Origin of the sequence: Pseudomonas sp. MH10 (assembly GCF_034353045.1) — a bacterium.
In the GTDB taxonomy this organism is placed as follows: Bacteria; Pseudomonadota; Gammaproteobacteria; order Pseudomonadales; family Pseudomonadaceae; genus Aquipseudomonas.
Map to the genome: position 1 here is coordinate 2,005,259 of NZ_CP133783.1, position 18,369 is coordinate 2,023,627.

At 57.5% G+C, this 18,369-nt stretch carries 13 protein-coding genes and 1 pseudogene; 2 read left to right on the forward strand and 12 right to left on the reverse strand.

The features are described 5' to 3' along the window. Window positions 1–35: 35 nt before the first annotated feature. The 11 genes from RHM59_RS09050 to tssI all read right to left on the reverse strand — a co-directional run bounded on the left by RHM59_RS09050 (window position 36) and on the right by tssI (window position 16,246). A complete protein-coding gene (locus tag RHM59_RS09050; protein ID WP_322183716.1) occupies window positions 36–938 on the reverse strand; it encodes a Ku protein in 903 nt (300 codons plus the stop codon). Window positions 939–1,070: 132 nt separating this feature from the next. Further along, window positions 1,071–2,423 carry an MFS transporter gene (locus tag RHM59_RS09055; RefSeq protein WP_322286439.1) on the reverse strand — a complete coding sequence of 451 codons (1,353 nt, stop codon included), beginning with the start codon at window positions 2,421–2,423 and terminating at the stop codon, window positions 1,071–1,073. A gap of 96 nt (window positions 2,424–2,519) precedes the next feature. Continuing rightward, entirely contained in the window at window positions 2,520–3,458 is a 939-nt protein-coding gene (locus tag RHM59_RS09060) for a hydroxymethylglutaryl-CoA lyase (protein ID WP_322286440.1), read from the reverse strand. Continuing rightward, window positions 3,455–4,648 (reverse strand): CaiB/BaiF CoA-transferase family protein, encoded by a 1,194-nt coding sequence (locus RHM59_RS09065; RefSeq protein ID WP_322286441.1) that lies wholly within the window; start codon window positions 4,646–4,648, stop codon window positions 3,455–3,457. Before RHM59_RS09065 ends, RHM59_RS09060 begins: the two co-directional genes overlap by 4 nt. Window positions 4,649–4,765: 117 nt before the next feature. Then, a complete protein-coding gene (locus RHM59_RS09070; RefSeq protein ID WP_322165283.1) occupies window positions 4,766–5,683 on the reverse strand; it encodes a LysR family transcriptional regulator in 918 nt (305 codons plus the stop codon). Window positions 5,684–5,909: 226 nt separating this feature from the next. Next, on the reverse strand, window positions 5,910–6,650 hold the full coding sequence (locus RHM59_RS09075) for a hypothetical protein (protein WP_322286442.1): 741 nt from the start codon (window positions 6,648–6,650) through the stop codon (window positions 5,910–5,912). Between the two features lie 618 nt (window positions 6,651–7,268). Continuing rightward, window positions 7,269–8,015: a hypothetical protein gene (locus RHM59_RS09080; protein ID WP_322286443.1), complete on the reverse strand. Its 747-nt coding sequence runs from the start codon at window positions 8,013–8,015 to the stop codon at window positions 7,269–7,271. A 612-nt stretch (window positions 8,016–8,627) separates the two neighbouring features. Continuing rightward, complete coding sequence (locus RHM59_RS09085; RefSeq protein ID WP_322286444.1) at window positions 8,628–9,368, reverse strand: hypothetical protein; 741 nt, start codon at window positions 9,366–9,368, stop codon at window positions 8,628–8,630. Between the two features lie 382 nt (window positions 9,369–9,750). Then, on the reverse strand, window positions 9,751–13,311 hold the full coding sequence (locus tag RHM59_RS09090; RefSeq protein WP_322286445.1) for a toxin VasX: 3,561 nt from the start codon (window positions 13,309–13,311) through the stop codon (window positions 9,751–9,753). Beyond that, complete coding sequence (locus tag RHM59_RS09095; protein ID WP_322286446.1) at window positions 13,308–14,192, reverse strand: DUF4123 domain-containing protein; 885 nt, start codon at window positions 14,190–14,192, stop codon at window positions 13,308–13,310. The genes RHM59_RS09090 and RHM59_RS09095 overlap by 4 nt, the downstream gene beginning before the upstream one ends. Beyond that, window positions 14,189–16,246 carry a type VI secretion system tip protein TssI/VgrG gene (gene tssI, locus RHM59_RS09100; protein WP_322286447.1) on the reverse strand — a complete coding sequence of 686 codons (2,058 nt, stop codon included), beginning with the start codon at window positions 16,244–16,246 and terminating at the stop codon, window positions 14,189–14,191. Before tssI ends, RHM59_RS09095 begins: the two co-directional genes overlap by 4 nt. Window positions 16,247–16,492: 246 nt before the next feature. On the opposite strand from tssI, the pseudogene RHM59_RS09105 reads away from it, so the two are divergent. Together RHM59_RS09105 and RHM59_RS09110 are read left to right on the forward strand one after the other, a co-directional pair. After that, a pseudogene (locus RHM59_RS09105) lies at window positions 16,493–16,670 on the forward strand (phosphohydrolase); the annotation flags it as partial. Between the two features lie 338 nt (window positions 16,671–17,008). Beyond that, window positions 17,009–17,176: a hypothetical protein gene (locus RHM59_RS09110; RefSeq protein WP_322165291.1), complete on the forward strand. Its 168-nt coding sequence runs from the start codon at window positions 17,009–17,011 to the stop codon at window positions 17,174–17,176. 13 nt (window positions 17,177–17,189) lie between these two features. On the opposite strand, the gene RHM59_RS09115 is transcribed toward RHM59_RS09110, so the two are convergent. Beyond that, window positions 17,190–18,341: an epoxide hydrolase gene (locus tag RHM59_RS09115; protein WP_322286448.1), complete on the reverse strand. Its 1,152-nt coding sequence runs from the start codon at window positions 18,339–18,341 to the stop codon at window positions 17,190–17,192. Window positions 18,342–18,369: the final 28 nt, after the last annotated feature.

Sequence of the window (18,369 nt, forward strand, 5' to 3'; positions counted from 1 at the left end):
CGGGAACGGGGGCACTTAACAGTCGACAACTCGGCTCAAGACACTTTAGTGGTCTTCTTCCGAGGGGGTGCTCGTCGTTTTGCCGGTGCGTCGGCGGGGTCTTTTTCGGCGGGCTTGGCCGGCGCCTTACTCGCCGGCTTGGCCGCGGTTTTGCCGCCCAGGCTGCGCTTGAGCAATTCGGTAAGGTCGATGACATCGGCGCTTTTGCGTTCGGTTTCGCCGGTATCGGTTTCGACGTCTTCGATTTTTCCTTCCCGGGCTTTGGTCTCGACCAACTGCATAATCTTTTCCTGGAAGGTGTCGCGGTATTCATCAGGCTCCCAATCGGCGCTCATGTCTTTGACCAATCGCTTGGCCATCTCGCGCTCACTTTTGCTCAACGTTGCCTCGGTTACCGCGTCCGTCAGCTCCAGCGTATCGAGGCCGCGCACCTCGGCAGGCCAGCGCAGGATGACCAAGACCATGGCCGAATCCAAGGGCATCACCGCCGCCAAATGCTGTCGGGTATGCAACACCACATTGGCCAAGGCGACTTTATGGGTATCGACCAGGGTTTCGCGGAGCAAGGCGTAAACCTTTTCACCGCGCTTGTCGGGGGTCAGAAAATAGGGGGTGTCGATGTTTTGCAGCGGGATTTGATCGCTGTCGACAAAACCGAAAATCTCAATGGTTTGCGTCGATTTGGGGTGCGCCGAGCGGATTTCGTCTTCGCTGAGCACGACGTATCGACCCTTTTCGTACTGCACGCCCTTGACGATGTTTTCCTTGGTCATGTCCTTGCCAGTGACCTTGTTGATTCGCTTATAGCCCACCGGGTCCATGCTGCGTTTGTCGAGCCAATCGAAATCGACCCCTTGCGAAGACGTCGCCGAGACCAGCGCGACCGGTATGTGCACCAAGCCGAAACTGATCGCGCCTTTCCAGATAGCTCGTGGCATCGCCTGATCCCCTGTGTTGTCCTGTTTTTGAAGTGACAGGGGCACAAGGGCAAAGTTTCGGGGAGGCGACGGGGTGGGGTGGGGTGGGGTCAGGTAAATTGTGTCTTAAAACCGCTGAAGGTCGTTTCGACCTTATTCGCAGCCTTCGGCAGCGCCTACAGTCTTATCCAACTCACGCAATTTCGCGGGCAATGCCCACATCAACAGCACGGCGGCGAGCAAGCAAGCGATGCCGATGACGTACAGAGCTGGGGTGGTGCTGCCGGTGAGGTCTTTGATGCGGCCGACCATAACCGGGCTGACGATGCCGCCGAACTGGCCGAGGGTGTTGATCACCGCGATGCCTCCCGCAGCACCCGCGCCGGCTCCAGCCAACAACTTTGGCGGCAGGGCCCAGAACGCCGGGATGGAGGCGACGATGCCTGCGCCGAGCAGGCTCAGCGCGACAATCAGGAACACGGTGTGATCGGCGAATACCCCGGCGCTGAAGAAACCAATCGCGCCCAGTACCACCAAGCCGGCCACGTACTTGCGACGTTCGCCGCTGGCATCGGATAAACGCCCAACCACCACCATGCTGATCGCGCCGCAGATGTAAGGGATGGCCGTAAGCAAGCCGATCATCACCGGGCTTTCAGTGCCTGCGCTGCGAATCAACTGCGGGGCCCAGAAATTCAGGCCGTACGACGCCACTTGAATCAGGAAGTAAATCAGCCCGAGCATCAGGAAACCTGGCAACTTCAGCGCCGCCAGCAGCGAGCCGCTTTTGTGCGGTTCGTGGTGGGCGATTCGGCTCGACAGGTAGTTTTTTTCTGGCGCGGTCAACCAATGGGCGTCGGCGATTTTGTCTTTGAGCACCACCAGCACTAACAATCCCAGCGCAATGCACGGCAAGCCGCCTAGCAGGAATAACCAATGCCAGCCGCGCATGTTCATCACGCCATCCAGATGCCCCAGCACCAGACCGGAAATCGGCGCACCAAACAGGCCAGCGAACGCCGAGGCCAGAAACAGCATCGACGTGATCCGCCCGCGATAGTGCTGCGGGAACCACAGGGTCAGGTAAAACAGCACACCGGGGGCGAAACCGGCTTCCATCGCACCGATAACGAAGCGCAGGGCATAGAACTGCCATTCGGTGTTCACAAACACCATCAACGCCGTGGCCACCCCCCACGACATCATGATCCGGGCGATCCAACGCCGGGCGCCGACTTTGTACAGCATCATGTTGCTCGGCACTTCAAACAGCACATAACCGACCACGAACAGCCCAGCGCCGAGGCCATAGGCGGTGTCGCTCAGGCTCAGGTCGGTCTGTAACTGGAATTTGGCGAAGCTGATGTTAATGCGATCGAAGAAGGCGAACAGGTAACAGACCGTAATCAGCGGCATCAAGCGCCAGGCGACTTTGCTAATCAAGGCTTTTTCAGCGCTGATTACGTGCGCAGGAGTGCTGTCTGCATTCAAAACAGAAATAGTCATTGCGGTGTCTCCAGGCGGACTTCCCGTGGGTGTCCGATTGTTTTTGTTGTCTGGCATGGGGGCGTCGTGGCCCCCACGGTCAAGCGTGAAGCGGTGTCACGTGGGCAAATTGTCGGGTGCGGGGTGCACGTCGCTGTTGCGTCCGGCTTTGGCGACCTGACCGGGCATTTCATGACCCAACAGCGCGGGCAAGCGGCGCGACATCTCAAGCAAATGCGGCAGGTCGATGCCGGTCTGAATGTCCATTTCTTCGCACAGGTTCACCAGGTCTTCGGTGCAGATGTTGCCCGAAGCCCCTGGCGCGAACGGGCAACCGCCCAAGCCGCCCAGAGAAGCATCGAAACGTCGTGCACCGGCTTCATACGCGGCCAGTACGTTGCTCAAGCCCAAGCCGCGCGTATTGTGAAAGTGCAAGGTCAACTGCACCGGCGATACCGTGGCCAGCACCCGCTGCACCAACCTGTAAACCTGCCGTGGATTGGCCATGCCGGTGGTGTCGGCGAGGGTGATGCCTTGCACGCCCAGCTCAAAGTAGGCGTCGACGATTTGCAGCACGAGGTCTTCGTTAATCACGCCGTCGAACGGGCAACCAAAGGTGGTAGCCACCGTACCGTTGAGGCTCAGCGAGGTGCCACGGGCCAAGGCCACAATGTCGCCAAACCCGCTTAGCGACTGCTCGCGACGCATGCGCATGTTCGCCAGATTGTGGGTCTGGCTGGCGGACATCACCAGGTTCAGCTCATCGGCGCCCGCGCCTATCGCTCGCTGGGCACCTTTTAAATTAGGAATCAGAGCAACGTAAATCACGCCGGGTATACGCTGGATGCCGCGAAACACTTCGTCGCCGTCGCGCAGGGCAGGAATGGCTTTGGGGGAGACGAATGAACCGGCTTCGATCCGGGAAAATCCGGCCAGTGACAGCTGGTCGATCAATGCGATCTTATCGGCGGTTTCGACCCACTTCGGTTCGATTTGCAGGCCGTCGCGGGGGGCGACTTCCTGGACAATCAAGCGTTCGGAATAGTCGGTAATCATTGCACCACCCCCTCAGTTTTAAGGCGGGCGATGTCCGCGGCGGTCAGGCCCAGGCTGTCGAGCACGCTGTCAGTGTGTTGGCCCAGCGTCGGTCCCTGCCAGTTCACTGAACCGGGGGTTTCCGACAGTTTCGGCACAATACCGGGCATTTTCACCGAAGCGCCGCCGGGCAACTCCGCGTCGAGAATCATCCCCCGCGCCTGATAGTGCGGATCGGCAACGATGTCGGCCACCGAGTAAATTCGGCCGGCCGGCACTTCAGCGGCTTCCAGCGCTTGCAGCACGGCGTCGATGGGTTGGCTCATCGTCCACTGGCTAATGGCATCGTCAAGTAGATTGCTTTGCAACGCCCGGCCATCGTTGTGGGCAAACTTCGGGTTTTCCGCCAAGTCCGCGCGGCCGATAACCTGCATCAGCCGCTTGAAAATCGGGTCACTGTTACCGGCTATCACCACATACGCGCCGTCGGCGGTCGGGTAGGTATTGGACGGCGCGATACCGGGCAGAGCACCGCCGCTGCGTTCGCGGACGTGGCCCATCATGTCGTATTCCGGCACCAGGCTTTCCATGACGTTGAACACGCTTTCGGCCAACGATACATCGACAATCTGTCCATCGCCCTGCCCGGTCTTGACCCGCAGCAACGCCATCAACGCGCCCATGACTGCGTGCATTGACGCCAATGAATCACCGAGGCTGACGCCGACCCGGGCCGGCGGCGAGCCGGGGGTGCCGGTGGTGTAGCGGATCCCGCCCATGGCCTCGCCGATGGCGCCGAAACCAGGTCGATCACGGTAAGGGCCGGTCTGGCCGTAGCCGGAAATGCGCACCAGCGTCAGTTTCGGGTTGATGGCGTGCAGTACATCCCAACCCAGGCCGAGCTTTTCCAGCGCGCCGGGTCGCAAGTTCTCGATCAGCACGTCGGTGCTTTCAGCGAGTTGCTTGACGATGGCAATGCCTTCGGGGGATTTGAGGTTCAGTGCGAGGGATTTTTTGTTGCGCGACTGCAGGTACCACCAGAGGGACGTGCCCTCGTGGAGCTTTCGCCATTTACGAAGAGGATCACCTTGACCCATCGATTCGATCTTAATGACTTCGGCACCGAACTCCGCCATCAGGCGCGCCGCAAAAGGGGCTGCAATCAGCGTACCGATCTCGATTACGCGGATTCCGCTCAAGGGAGCAGTCATGGTCAGTACCTCATTGTTCTTGGAATTTGAGCCAAGGCTAGAGGACTGGACGCCGAATAATCAAACCGTCAGTTGGCAAGCAGCGTTCGCCAAACGCGAACGCTTGAAGCGAAGCGTCTAACGCAAGGTTTCCAGGCGACTAAGGTGATCAAACAGCGACCGGCTGACGGGAGACAGCGCGTTCAACTCACGGGCAACCAGCAATAAAGTGCGTTCGGACCAGTCATCACTGAGCGTCACCGCTGTCAGCCCGAGGGAGTGACCAAACAATTCGTAGGCCTTGCGCGGCAAGATACCAATGCCCATGTTGGCTTGAACCATTCGGCACACGGCATCAAAACCCGGCACATGAATCCTCAGCCGCAGTATGCGTCCGCAAGCACGGGCGGCGGCGTGGGTGCGCATGTTGATCGAACTGGCGGCATGCAACCCGATGTGGTCGAAATCCAGGGTGTCGGCGAACGCCACGTGGTCGCGCCCGGCCAGTGGATGATCGCTGCGGATCACCACCACTAGCGTGTCATGGCGGTAAGGCACGCTGAACAGGCCTTGGGTGTCGGTGTCTTCGGAGCAAATGCCGATGTCGGCCACGCCATCGACGATGCCTTGCACCACCCCGTTGCTGGGCCGTTCTTCCAGGTCGATTTTTACTTGCGCGTGGTCGGTAACGAAGTCGTGCAGGTCTTCCGGTAAAAACTGAATGATCGCCGAGAGGTTCGCCAGCATCCGCACGTAACCCCGCACGCCTTGAATATGCTCGTCCAGTTCGACGCCCATTTTTTCCACGTCGAACAGCATTCGCCGCGCATGGTGCAACAGGGTTTCTCCGGCTGCGGTCAGGGCCATGCCTTTGGCGTTGCGCACGAACAAACCGATGCCCAGCGCGTCTTCAAGCTCCATCAAACGCTTGCTGGCCGCCGACACCGCAATCGCCTCCCGCGCCGCCGCACGGGTCAACGTGCCCTCTTCATGCACCGCCACAAATAATTGCAGGGTGATCAGGTCCAGACGGCGGGTGAGGTTTTTGTGCAGCATGGGCGGCGTTACTCGGGAGTTCGCGATGCCGCAGGATAGCGCCAGGTCGCGAAACCGTGCACGGCTTTCTGGGGCTCTTTGCGCAATTCAATTTCAACCCACAGACGGTCTGCTGACGGCGCGAGCCTCTGTGAGCTTGCCCGCGATCGGCTGCGCAGCAGTCGTAAAATCAGCGACGCTGGTCTTTCAGTTGAAACCGGACTGGCCTACCACATCAAACAAACCATCACGCGCGTTGCCTCCCGGTAGTTCCGTTGGCGTAGACCTCAGCAAATATCCCGGTAATCGAACGTCGCGGGTTGCGCTTGTGCAGAGCGTTGACTTGGGCGCTCAGCCGCAACAGTTCTGGGCTGGGCTTGGCCCATTGGTTTTTCGGTAAAGGTTCTGACCATTCGCGCATGGCCTCGGGCAACGCGTTACGGGCCATGCGTTTAACACGGCCGTTTTCCCACTCGCACAGCCAAAACGGCAGGGTCCAGAAGGTCATGACGTGATACAGGTACCAGAAAAACCCGTACACCCAGCCCCGCTGCTTGTCGCGGATTTGCTGATGCAACCGGGCGCGGGCATTGCGAAAGGTGTGCAGGCCTTCGTGGGGCGGATCGTTGGGGCCTTGCAGGTCCAGTGGGTCGGCGATTTCTTTTAGGGTATGAACTTCGTATTCCATGTAAGCGCGAATCGCTTCCCAGTTGCTGATAGCGATGGGCAGCGCAGGACAGCCGAATTCCATACTGACCACACGGTCATCATAGAAAAACCCGAAGCCCATGCCGTATTGCCGTTGAACCCCGTGCGGGGTCGCGCCTTGGGCCTCAATGACCCAGGCGGACAAGGATTCCCACGGGACGAAGACGGGTTTTTCGTAGTCTTCGGGCATGAAGCAGACTTCACGCCGTTGGCGGTTGAAACGGGTGGGGATGATTTCTTCGTATTTGTTGTGGACGTAGAACCAGATGAGGAACGACATCGCTGAAACAAATAGAGCGACTCCTGTAGTTAATGGTAAACCTACCCGGTGAGTGCCTGCGATAAGTATCCACGCCTCAGATAAATCGTATCCGATGAATAAGCCTATCAACCCCGAAAGCAACGGTAAGATAAAACTACACATAACGAAACCATTGAACGGGGCTCCCAACGTGACCTGCCATGCAAAAACCTTCGGGGAGCCTAGGCCAAAATCCAGATAAACATCATTTAGCTCACCGACATAAGGGCAGTGAGTGGGCGCTTGAGTAGGCAGCGGGAGCGGCGCTAAGTAAGTAACGCGACCGCCTGGGAATGGTTCAACGTCACCGGCTTTCTTGGGGTGCTGCAAGTTCGGTTCTGGTATTGCCGCTTTTTGATTCTTATCCATGAAGCATCTCCAGCATCAGGGGATCAATCGCCAGCCTCTCTGCCTGACGGTATGGCGACTCAAACGGTGCTGTAGGAAACACGCCCACCGGCCAGACAAAGTTTCTGTGGGAGGGAACTTGTTCACGAAGGAGGTGGCTCGGTATATCTGATGTACCGTGGCGCCTGAAAAATCTTCGCGAACACGTTCGCTCCCACCGAGATTTGAGCGTTCCCGAGCCCCTGACCATCACGCGCGTTGCCTGCCGGTAGTTCCGTTGGCGTAGACCTCAGCAAATATCCCGGTAATCGAACGTCGCGGGTTGCGTTTGTGCAGAGCGTTGACTTGAGCGCTCAGCCGCAACAGTTCTGGGCTGGGCTTGGCCCATTGGCTTTTTGGCAAAGGTTCTGACCATTCACGCATGGCGTCGGGCAACGCGTTACGGGCCATGCGTTTAACGCGGCCGTTTTCCCACTCGCACAGCCAAAACGGCAGGGTCCAGAAGGTCATGACGTGATACAGGTACCAGAAAACCCCATACACCCAGCCCCGCTGCTGGTCGCGGATTTGCTGATGCAACCGGGCGCGGGCATTGCGAAAGGTGTGCATGCCTTCGTGGGGCGGATCGTCGGGGCCTTGCAGGTCCAGTGGGTCGGCGATTTCTTTTAGGATATGAACTTCGTATTCCATGTAAGCGCGGATCGCCTCCCAGTTACTGATGGCGATGGGCAGCGCAGGACAGCCGAATTCCATACTGACCACACGGTCATCATAGAAAAACCCGAAGCCCATGCCGTATTGCCGTTGAACCCCGTGCGGGGTCGCGCCTTGGGCCTCAATGACCCAGGCGGACAAGGATTCCCACGGGACGAAGACGGGTTTTTCGTAGTCTTCGGGCATGAAGCAGACTTCACGCCGTTGGCGGTTGAAGCGGGTGGGAATGATTTCTTCGTATTTGTTGTGGACGTAGAACCAGATGAGGAGATATACCGCCAAACAAAATAACGTAACTCCAGTCGTTAAAGGTAAGCCTACCCGATGGGTGCCTGCGATGAGAGTCCACGCCTCCGATAGATCGTATCCAATGAATAAACCTATCAGTCCCGAAAGTAACGGTAGGATGAAACTGAGCATCACAAAACCATTAAACGGCCCCCCCAGCGTCACTTGCCATGAAAACACTTTTGGCGAACCTAGCCCAAAATCCAAATAGACATCATTTAGTTCACCGACATAAGGGCAGTGAGTGGGCGCTTGAGTAGGCAGCGGGAGCGGTGCTAAGTAAGTAACGCGACCGCTTGGGAATGGTTCAACGTCACCAGCCTTCTGGGGGTGCTGCAAGTTTGGTTCTGGTAATGCCGCTTTTTGATTCTTATCCATGAAGCATCTCCAGCATCAGGGGATCAATCGCCAGCCTCTCTGCCTTACGGTATGGCGACTCAAACGGTGCTGTAGGAAACACGCCCACCGGCCAGACAAAGTTTCTGTGGGAGGGAACGTGTTCACGAAGGAGGTGGCTCGGTATATCTGATGTACCGTGGCGCCTGAAAAACCTTCGCGAACACGTTCGCTCCCACCGAGATTTGAGCGTTCCCGAGCCCCTGACCATCACGCGCGTTGCCTGCCGGTAGTTCCGTTGGCGTAGACCTCAGCAAATATCCCGGTAATCGAACGTCGCGGGTTGCGTTTGTGCAGAGCGTTGACTTGGGCGCTCAGCCGCAACAGTTCTGAGCTGGGCTTGGCCCATTGGTTTTTTGGCAAAGGTTCTGACCATTCGCGCATGGCGTCAGGCAACGCGTTACGGGCCATGCGTTTAACGCGGCCGTTTTCCCATTCGCACAGCCAAAACGGCAGGGTCCAGAAGGTCATGACGTGATACAGGTACCAGAAAAACCCATACACCCAACCCCGCTGCTGGTCGCGGATTTGCTGATGTAAACGGGCGCGGGCATTGCGAAAGGTGTGCATGCCTTCGTGGGGCGGATCGTCGGGGCCTTGCAGGTCCAGTGGGTCGGTGATTTCTTTTAGGGTATGAACTTCGTATTCCATGTAAGCGCGAATCGCTTCCCAGTTGCTGATAGCGATGGGCAGCGCAGGACAGCCGAATTCCATACTGACCACACGGTCATCATAGAAAAACCCGAAGCCCATGCCGTATTGCCGTTGAACCCCGTGCGGGGTCGCGCCTTGGGCCTCAATGACCCAGGCGGATAAGGATTCCCACGGGACGAAGACGGGTTTTTCGTAGTCTTCGGGCATGAAGCAAACTTCACGCCGTTGGCGGTTGAAGCGGGTGGGGATGATTTCTTCGTATTTGTTGTGGACGTAGAACCAGATGAGGAGCGCCATTGTTAAGCAAAATAGCGTAACTCCCGTCGTTATTGACAATCCTACGCGATGGGTGCCTGCGATAAGGGTCCATGCTTCCGATAAGTCATATCCGACTAATAAACCTACTAATCCCGAAAATAGCGGGAGACCGAAGCTAAGCATTATAAAACCATTGAAGGGAAGTCCCAGCGTGACCTGCCAAGCAAAAACCTGCGGGGAGCCTAGTCCAAAGTCTAGATAGATATCATTTAGCTCCCCCACATAAGGGCAATGAGCTGGCAATTGAGTAGGAAGTGGAAGTGGTGCTAGGTACGTGACGCGACCGCTTGGGAACGGTTCAACATCTCCGGCTTTTTTGGGGTATTGCAAATTCAGTTCTGGGATTGCCGCTTTTTGATTCTTATCCATGAAGAATCTCCAGCATCAGGGGATCGATCGCCAATATCTCTGCTTCACGGTATGGCGGATCAAACGGTGCCACAGGAAACACCCCTTCGCCGTTCGGATCTACCGAGAGATGGTATAGCTGGGTATGTGCGTTGCCTTCTGCATCGTAAGTCTCCACGGACACGGCCAAAATCAGGCGTGCCCTGGTAACGGTGGAAGGTCTTACGCGCTCATCCGGATAAAACAGTTTGAGAATCAGTGGCGCGGACTGAGCGACTTGCAGGCTTTCAATGACCTCTTCGCTGACGATTGCCCAGCGGTCTTGATCGCGACCGCGCTCCCATTCAGCCGTAATCACTCTATACGCGCCAATGCTCAACACTTGAGAGGGCTTGCCCCTAAACGGTTGCTGCAAGCTAGCCAGACTTAGGCCGGGCATGACCAGATGAATACTGCCCGGCCTTGCCTGCATTAACATGTCTTGCCAGCGATCAGCGTAGAACTTTGGACCTACTTGGACTTGGGGAGCCTGTAACAAACCGGTCAACTTACGTTTGTAGTCGCCGAGGCTGAGCGCTTCCCGGTTGTAGTCATCTAACCCCCAGGGGGTGCTTTCCAGCCATTGATCATGGGGAGAGAGGTTATAGCGGTTATAGAGCCAAATCCCTCCCAGTTCCACTACCGTAAATAGCGCCCCCGCAATATTCATTCTGAAAAACACAGTAGACAGTCGAGCTCCGGCGGCGGCCCAAGCTGCGATGCGCGCGGCAGCGTCTCTCGCGGCTATTACCTTGTAAGCCGAATATAAAACATTGCCGAGATCATAGGAGTAGCTGGCAAGTTGCCCTACTGCGCCCGCCGCCGCAAGTGATGTGCTGTTTTGAAGTTTTTGATTACCGCTACGCACCGCCCGTTGCCAATTGTCATGGTGGGCGCTGAAGCTAGCGATTGAGATCGCACCCCCTGTGATCGAACCTAGTCCTCCCAAGCCGACGTGCAACTTCCCCAATTGCACATACACGCCCATCACGGCATGTTGTTGAAACGTACTTACTAGTGAAGCAGCACGAGCAGTGAGTGCCGTATCAACTATTCCCCTAACAGCAATAAATCCAGCGGTAGCCGTAGCGCCTGTAGAAGATACTACCGATTTATAACTGTCATCACTCCAAGTATGTTTTCTAGCCTCTCTGGTCATCACAAAAAAATTCACAAACTGCGCCAAAAACACCAACAATCCAGCCCCATCCCCCAATACATTCAACTTCGGCGCAGCGCTCATTCCTTTGCGCACGTTCGCCATTAATCTCCCCATTTCCTGCTGTTGCGCCGGTGGAAACAGCACGGTGACTCCGGCTCTCCCCGGTGCGGCGCCCCACAATCGCATGGACTCATCGGGCAGTTCGGCGATAGGGCTGATGGCTAAGGCCAAACGCGCTTCCAGCACGTTGATTGACCCACGGACACCATGGATTTGCCGTTGAAGTTCCTGGGCCCTCGGCTCTTTGTGGTTTCTATTGCCCACGATTTGTTTTCGTTCGTTAACCAGCACTTTAAGTTCGTAGCGCTGGTCGAAGACCTCCTTCATGTCCCGTTGTAGCGAGGCCAGCTCCTCTGGCGTGGCGACCGTAAAGGTCACGCCTTCACGACGTGCAGCTTCGACAATCCGCGGCGCCAAGGCTTTGGGCAAGTTGCGAAACAGTTGATCCAAGTCCGTTATTTTTTCGCTGTTGATCGCGTGGACGAATTCATCCTGCATACGCTCCATGCCGAGACGCAGTGCCGGGGTTATTGCATCGCGGGCACCCTCGGCAAGCACTCGGATGGACGCCGGAAGCGCATCAATGGCCGGGATTTTTCCGTGGCCGATTTGCTGGGAGACCTCCGTCCAATGCGGGATGTTGTTGATCAACCCATAACCGGCGTTGAACAACGCAGCGTATTGAGTCGACAACTGGGTTTGTTCGCTAAAGGGCAGGGTGTGCAGTAGCGGCAAACTGAACTGCGGTTTCGTTTCCAGCCAGTCGAGGATGGCTTGACTGGCAGCGTCGCTTCTACAGATGTCTTTCAGGCAGGCGTATTCGGCACTGAACGCCAGTATCATTTGCTCCTGATGTTGGGCATCGAAATACCAAGCGGCGCGGTGAAAGCGGTCAGCGGTGACCAACGTTATGCGGTCGGTGGTGATTTGGTCGAGCAACGCATTCCAGCGCATCAATCGTGCACGATGCTCGGCCAGGGTCTGGTCCATGGCGGCGCGATCAATCAGTTCGTTGACGCCCCTTTGGCCCAATTTGGCGCCGCTGAGCACATCCTTGATTCGCTGGGTCTGGTCCTTGCCCAGTTGCACTAACGCTTTAAGATGGCGTTCGACGAAATCATCAGGCGCCGGCGCCATGAACTGGCGGGTGTGATAACGCCAATCGACATCCTGAATGATCACCGTTTTTATCGACCCCAACGCAAGGCTTGCAAAAAAACCTTCCTCCTTGCGAAATTGGTCAGACGCCTCCTGGCGTAACGCCAACAATGCTTGCGGTGGATCGTCCTTGTACGTGGAAACCGCCCTTCCGCAATTGTTTAAATGATCCAACAATGCTCGGCCAGCGTGACCGCGCTGCGGCGAGGGCAACTGGTCCAGTTCTTCCAGCATCGCTTTTAAAGCAGGATCATCGCTGGCGGCGGCAATACCGGTCAGTTTGGTTTCGTCGAGCAGGCTCAGCGCTTCGATGTAGCAGGCCAGCAGGTAGTCTCGTTCATTGGCCCCCGGTTGTGACCCGCCGTTAGCCCAGGCTTCGATCCAGCCCACCACTTTGTCTTGATAATTGGCCAAATCCCGCAATACGCCGAGGTCGTCCTCGACCACCAGCCAGAGCGTGTCGTTTTGATAGAGCGGCAGAACCGGTTTAAGTAACTCACCGAGGTGCAGTTCACGAAAATACGCTGGCTGCTCCCAGAGATAGGGCGCTCGTTCATCGGCGGGCACATCGTCTGGAACAGGACAAAGCTGTTCGTCTTGCGCCAGTTCGGCGAGCCATCGCTGGGTCTGTTCCAGGGTTAGCAGGTTCTTGGCGCCTCGCTCACAACTCACATTGACCAGTGAGACCGACTGCATGAACCGTGCACGCTCCTCCTCGCTATTGAGCATCCGATTGCACTTGGCTGCCGTCCACTGCACCTCGGCATAGGTGACATTCAGCGTGCTGGCTCTGGAAAATATCAGTGCACATTCCGCGCTCACGGCGCTGCGTTGGTCAGTGCTGACCTGCTTGCCTTCCCACACTAAGGCGCTGACAAGGCCATTTGTAATCCGGTACTCGTGCAGAAGGCCCGTACCGTTGTCGATGATATACAGCCAGCCGTTACGCAACAGGCGTACGCCCAATGGCCGCGTTTGCAACGCGTAGGGCAACGCCACCTCAGCCGTGGGAACGGTGTGTTCGACTAGGCCATAACGCAGCGGTAGCAATTGCACCTTGGGCTGGCGTAGGGGACAGGTGCCGTAGCTGAGAATGTCACTCTTGGATTCGGCAGCGGCGGCCAGGTTAGGGTCTATACGACGGTTAGTGTTCATGACAGCTCCTGCATTGCCGGTTGGTTGTTGGCCCAGGTGCGCGCCAGCTCAGCGGCAGCCGCCACGCGAGTGCTGGATGCCCCCACGCAAGCGCGGTCAAGTAATCGAGCAATTTCAGGGTGCTGCGCAATTGGCGAATCGCCAAGCCAGGCAATTATATTGACGTAGTAAGTCAGGTCAGATTGGCTGCTAAAGCCCAGCGCGTAGGCATCGCTGACCTGCTGATGCAACGCCGGCCAGCGCTGGGGCAAACTGCCTGATGTGCGTAGATCAGGAAAATACTCGAGCAGATGAGCATCAAGTTTCAACGTGGCCCGACGTAGATCAGCGCCATCCAAAGCGTTATTTTGCTCGGCGCTCAAGACGTATTTTTTGGGTAATACCGACGCGTCTGAAGCGCAGCGTTGATGTCGATGCCAGCGCCCTTCCACACAATCGGCTAGCACCAAGGTATCGATTGGCCCGAACAAACGCTCATCGCGGTTTGGCATATTGAACAAAGCGTGCGCAACGGCAGGATCAGCCAAGCGCAACATGACTTCCGGTCCGTCCGGTACCTGCACCGTGAGCAGTCCACGCAGGTGTCCGACGACGGCGAGCAAGGGTTTGTCGCTGAATATAAGGGCGCCCCATTCGCGTGAGGCATTGGCCACGAACGCTTGAAAAACCAGATCCTCAGGCCCCTCAAGAACCACCAACCAAGGCGATACCTCACTGATGGCGTCAAATCGAGTGCCCGCATACAAAGCAATCCGGGGCGCCGCAGGATGCCAGGCTGACAGTTTGCTTTTCAGATCAGGGACGGTCACACCGTCGATCAGCAGAAAAGCATGGTGTTTTTCCCACGGCACGTCTTGAGGAAAATCGATCAACGCGCTCATGCTTGCGAGGCCTCTTCGCACAACAGGCAGCGGGACTGATGTTGCGAGAGCATTGCTATTCTTTGCTGCGCCGGTATCAGCGGACTGATTAGAACCGGTACTTCTCCCGGCGCTAAAGGCGCCGCAGGTGTTCCCGGCAGCGGCGCTCCTCCCAACACAATCGGCACACTGCAGAAAATGCCCGCCGGGTTGAGCACCAGATGCTGACCATTGATAGAGAGGGTCAGCGTGACGCCGCCATCGATAACGATGTTTGCGCCAGAAAGGTGTACTTCTTGCGCCGCGTCTATGACCAGTGCGCCGCCGACCCGGGTATGGCTGGACCCCGCCACCTGCAAATGATCCCCCGCTGACAACTGCACCTTGCGCGCGCCGGTGACTGTGAGGTGTTGCTCGGCCTTGATAACGGTGGTGCTGTTGCCTTTGATCGTCTCCAGCCGCTGACCGCGCACCTCAAGACGGCTGTCGTTCTGGATCAGTTGTTCCATGTCGCGCTGGGCACGCAGGTAGACCCGTTCAGCGCCATCGCGATCTTCAAAAGAGACTTCGTTGAAGCCCTGGCTTGCCTTGGAACTGCGGCTGCGGAATACGCTTTTGGTCTTGTTCGCCGGTAACTCATACGGCACCGGATTCAGACTGTTCGGCAAACAGCCCATGACCATCGGCCGATCCGCGTCGCCTTCCAAATAAGAAATCAGCACTTCCATGCCGACCCGAGGCAAGGTCACCGCGCCATGACTGTTGCCCGCCCAACTCGACGCCACCCGCACCCAGCAACTGCTGGTGTCGTCGTTGAGTTCGCGGCGGTCCCAGTGAAACTTGACCTTCACCCGACCGAATTTATCGCAGTGGATTTCTTCGCCTTCCGGGCCAGTGACCTTGGCGGTTTGGGTGCTGTGGATCAGCGGTTTGGGGTGGCGCAAGGCGGGGCGAAACTGGATCGTTTCTGGAATGGCGGTGAAGGAATTCCGATAACCCTGAACGATTTTTCCAGCGCCGACGGGGACGTCCGCGCCTGATTCTTCCAACACCTGCGGCTGTCGCCCTTCGTGCTTGATCGAAATCAGCACCCACGAGGCGTTCCAGCCCCACTGCGGATGGTCTTCCAGCTGAATCACCGTCCCGCTGCGCAACACCGGGTGATCGCTGCTGCCGTCGGCCAGTTGGAAATCCGTGCGATGCCGTTCCAGGTCACGGTTGGATAATCGTCTGCCGTGATTGTCCTCCAGAAAACGGCCGGGATACACGTAATGCTCAAACTTGGGATCGACATGCAAGACCTCACCCCTTTGGACTTGGGCTGGGGTCGCCTGCGGACTTCTAGCGCTTTCCAATAAATAACCGGCTTTCTGAAAATCGTAATCGCGATGCACCACATGGCTGGTGCGCGCGGCCAAACGCACGCCGAAGGTATTTATCGAATACTCGTCGGGCACCATGCCGTTTAGCGGCTTGAACGGCAGCGTCCGCCGCGCTGCATGGGGAAACATTATTTCGTCATCGGCGAAAATCAGCCGATGGCCGTCAGCCGAATGCTCAAAGCGATAAAACCAGCCGTCTTCTTCGCACAGCCGATTGACGAAGTGCAGGTCGCTTTCGTCGTACTGAACGCAATAGTCACGGACCGGAGCGCGGGTCACGCCACTGTCGAATTGCACGTCTAAACCGTCAAACAGGCCGTGCTCTTTCAGCACTTCAAGAATGATCGCGGGCACGCTCATCTGCTGGAACGAGCGGCGGTGGCTGCTGTGTTCCAAGTACGCGAGAGAGGGTTTGAGCACCGCGACGTAGTGGGTCAGCCGGGCATTGGAATCGCTTTTGTGGATGGAGTGAATCTGCCCGTGAATGCCTTCGCCGTTCGGGCCGAAACCGAGAAAAGCCGCCTTGTGCAGCAGGTCCGACAGCTCAATACCAGACGACCGACTGACCAGTTCGACGGTGATGGCGTAAGGCGTGCTGACGGCTTCCGCGCCATCAAACGCGAGCACTTGCAAAGAAGGATTTTCAAGACCTTTCACACTCAGCGTGAAGGTTGGGACGGCGGCCTGAGGCATTGGCAGATTCTCCGCATCAAAAGATGCGGCAACTCTGCAGGACTGGGCCTTTAACGACTATCGGGCGGAGCCAACATAGGACGTAGGAAGCTTCCCGTGATCAAGTAATCCGAGACCTACAGCCCCTTCCTCACTCTTTACCCTCATACGCCGACACTCGATTTCGACCGCCTTCCTTCGAGACGTACAGCGCCTGGTCGGCCCATTCGATGAGTTGTTTGTATGCCCAAAGCGCCCCTCTCTCCCGACCCCAACGCCCAGCACCGCGCAGTCGATGACAAGCGCTTCGCTGTCGATCACTTCCAAGCTGCTGCACCTGGCCGATGGTTTTCAGACCGCGACCGGCGCGCGTATAGCTGCACTGAGGCATGAACGGTTGAAGCGGTTTCTCGCTGAGTTTATGGACGAGGCTGGGCCTGAATGACGCGAAAAGGCTCCACCGCGCTGTCGTCAAACCTCTGTAGGAGGGTCCGCCACGTCTTCGACGCCGCGCTGTCGCGCAGCAAACTGGGTGGCACTTTGTGTGGTTTGAGGTTGCAGGTGTCAGGACTGAAGCCTTCCCGAATGAATTCGGTCCCACATTTTGGCGCTGCACAGATTTCTGTAGGAGCTGCCGAAGGCTGCGGTTAGTCCGAAGGACCTTCGCCAACACGCTGGCTACAGATGGTCGCCTGCCTGTAGATCACCCGTGAATTGAATATCAAATTGCGGAAAGAGGCCCCATGAAACCATGCGGCCGAACGCTCCTATAATGGTTCGTGTTTGCTGCGCGACAGCGCGGCGTCGAAGACGCGGCGGCATCTGCTGCAGACCTTATTGCTCAAACAAAAACGAACACCCGGTGAAGGCCGGGCGCCGAGGGAACAGGCTGCGATGGCGATTACTTTGTATTGGGCCGCAAGTATCGCCGAAAAACTGATGCCGTTCTGACTACTCAGCCTACTCAGCGCAACGGCCGAAAAAGCGCCCTGATCTCTTGCGCCAGCGCTTGCGGTTGTTCCATGGCCGCGAAGTGCCCGCCGTGTTCCATTTCGGTCCAGCGTTGCAGGTTGAAGCTGCGTTCAACCCAAGAGCGCGGTGGCATGGGCAGTTCGCCGGGAAAGTGTGCGACGCCCAGCGGCGGCAGCACCCGCTGACCGGCGCTGAACTGCACCGGCCGTTTGCGGCTTTCCAGGTACAGGCGGAACGATGAACCGATGGTCCCGGTAAACCAGTAAATCGAGACATTGGTCAGCAGCGCGTCCAGAGAAATCGCCTGTTCAAGCTCACCGCCGCAGTCGCTCCAGGCCTGGAATTTTTCGACAATCCAAGCGGCCAATCCCGCCGGAGAGTCATTCAAGCCAAACGCCAGCGTCTGGGGTTTGGTGCCCTGAATCTTGGCGTAGGCGCCCTCTTGCTCCGCCCACGCAGCGGCCTTGTCGAGAAAACCTTGCTCCTCGTCCGACAGCGGCGGTTGATCAGGCCCCAAGGGCGGACGGTAGGAACCCGGCAAGTAATTCAAGTGCAGCCCTTTGACTCGCTCGGGATAACGGTACGCCAGCCAGGTCGAAACACTGGAGCCCCAATCACCGCCCTGCGCGCCGAATTGCTCGTAACCCAAGCCGCGCATCAACTCGGCCCACAACCCGGCGATTTCAAACGGGCCGGTGCCTTTGGTCGAGGGTGCCGGGGAAAAGCCGTAGCCGGGCAACGACGGTACGACCACGTGAAATGCATCCTGCGGATCACCGCCATAACGCGCAGGGTCCGCCAACAATGGAATGATGGCCTCCATTTCGACAAACGAACCCGGCCAGCCGTGGGTCAAGATTAACGGCAACGGTGCCGGTCCAGTGCCAAGTTGGTGAACGAAGTGGATCGGCTGGCTGCCCACCTGCGCAATGAATTGCGGCAGCGTGTTGAGCCTCGACTCCTGCGCTCGCCAATCGAATTCGGTGCGCCAGTGATCAACCAGACGCTTCAAAAACTCGCTGTCGGTGCCTTCACTCCATCCCGCGTCATCGATGCCGGCCATCCACCGCGTCCGGGAAAGTCGGGCGTTCAGGTCGGTTAGCGCCTCATCACTGATGGCGATGTTGAATGGATGAATGTTCATGAGGTGTGGCTCCTTTATCCGTGTGAGG

What these genes read in the sequence shown, in the direction of transcription:
- RHM59_RS09050 (WP_322183716.1), bottom strand. Translation starts at nt 938, where the DNA reads ATGCCACGAGCTATCTGGAAAGGCGCGATCAGTTTCGGCTTGGTGCAC.
- RHM59_RS09055 (WP_322286439.1), bottom strand. Translation starts at nt 2,423, where the DNA reads ATGACTATTTCTGTTTTGAATGCAGACAGCACTCCTGCGCACGTAATC.
- RHM59_RS09060 (WP_322286440.1), bottom strand. Translation starts at nt 3,458, where the DNA reads ATGATTACCGACTATTCCGAACGCTTGATTGTCCAGGAAGTCGCCCCC.
- RHM59_RS09065 (WP_322286441.1), bottom strand. Translation starts at nt 4,648, where the DNA reads ATGACTGCTCCCTTGAGCGGAATCCGCGTAATCGAGATCGGTACGCTG.
- RHM59_RS09070 (WP_322165283.1), bottom strand. Translation starts at nt 5,683, where the DNA reads ATGCTGCACAAAAACCTCACCCGCCGTCTGGACCTGATCACCCTGCAA.
- RHM59_RS09075 (WP_322286442.1), bottom strand. Translation starts at nt 6,650, where the DNA reads ATGTCGTTCCTCATCTGGTTCTACGTCCACAACAAATACGAAGAAATC.
- RHM59_RS09085 (WP_322286444.1), bottom strand. Translation starts at nt 9,368, where the DNA reads ATGGCGCTCCTCATCTGGTTCTACGTCCACAACAAATACGAAGAAATC.
- RHM59_RS09090 (WP_322286445.1), bottom strand. Translation starts at nt 13,311, where the DNA reads ATGAACACTAACCGTCGTATAGACCCTAACCTGGCCGCCGCTGCCGAA.
- RHM59_RS09095 (WP_322286446.1), bottom strand. Translation starts at nt 14,192, where the DNA reads ATGAGCGCGTTGATCGATTTTCCTCAAGACGTGCCGTGGGAAAAACAC.
- tssI (WP_322286447.1), bottom strand. Translation starts at nt 16,246, where the DNA reads ATGCCTCAGGCCGCCGTCCCAACCTTCACGCTGAGTGTGAAAGGTCTT.
- RHM59_RS09115 (WP_322286448.1), bottom strand. Translation starts at nt 18,341, where the DNA reads ATGAACATTCATCCATTCAACATCGCCATCAGTGATGAGGCGCTAACC.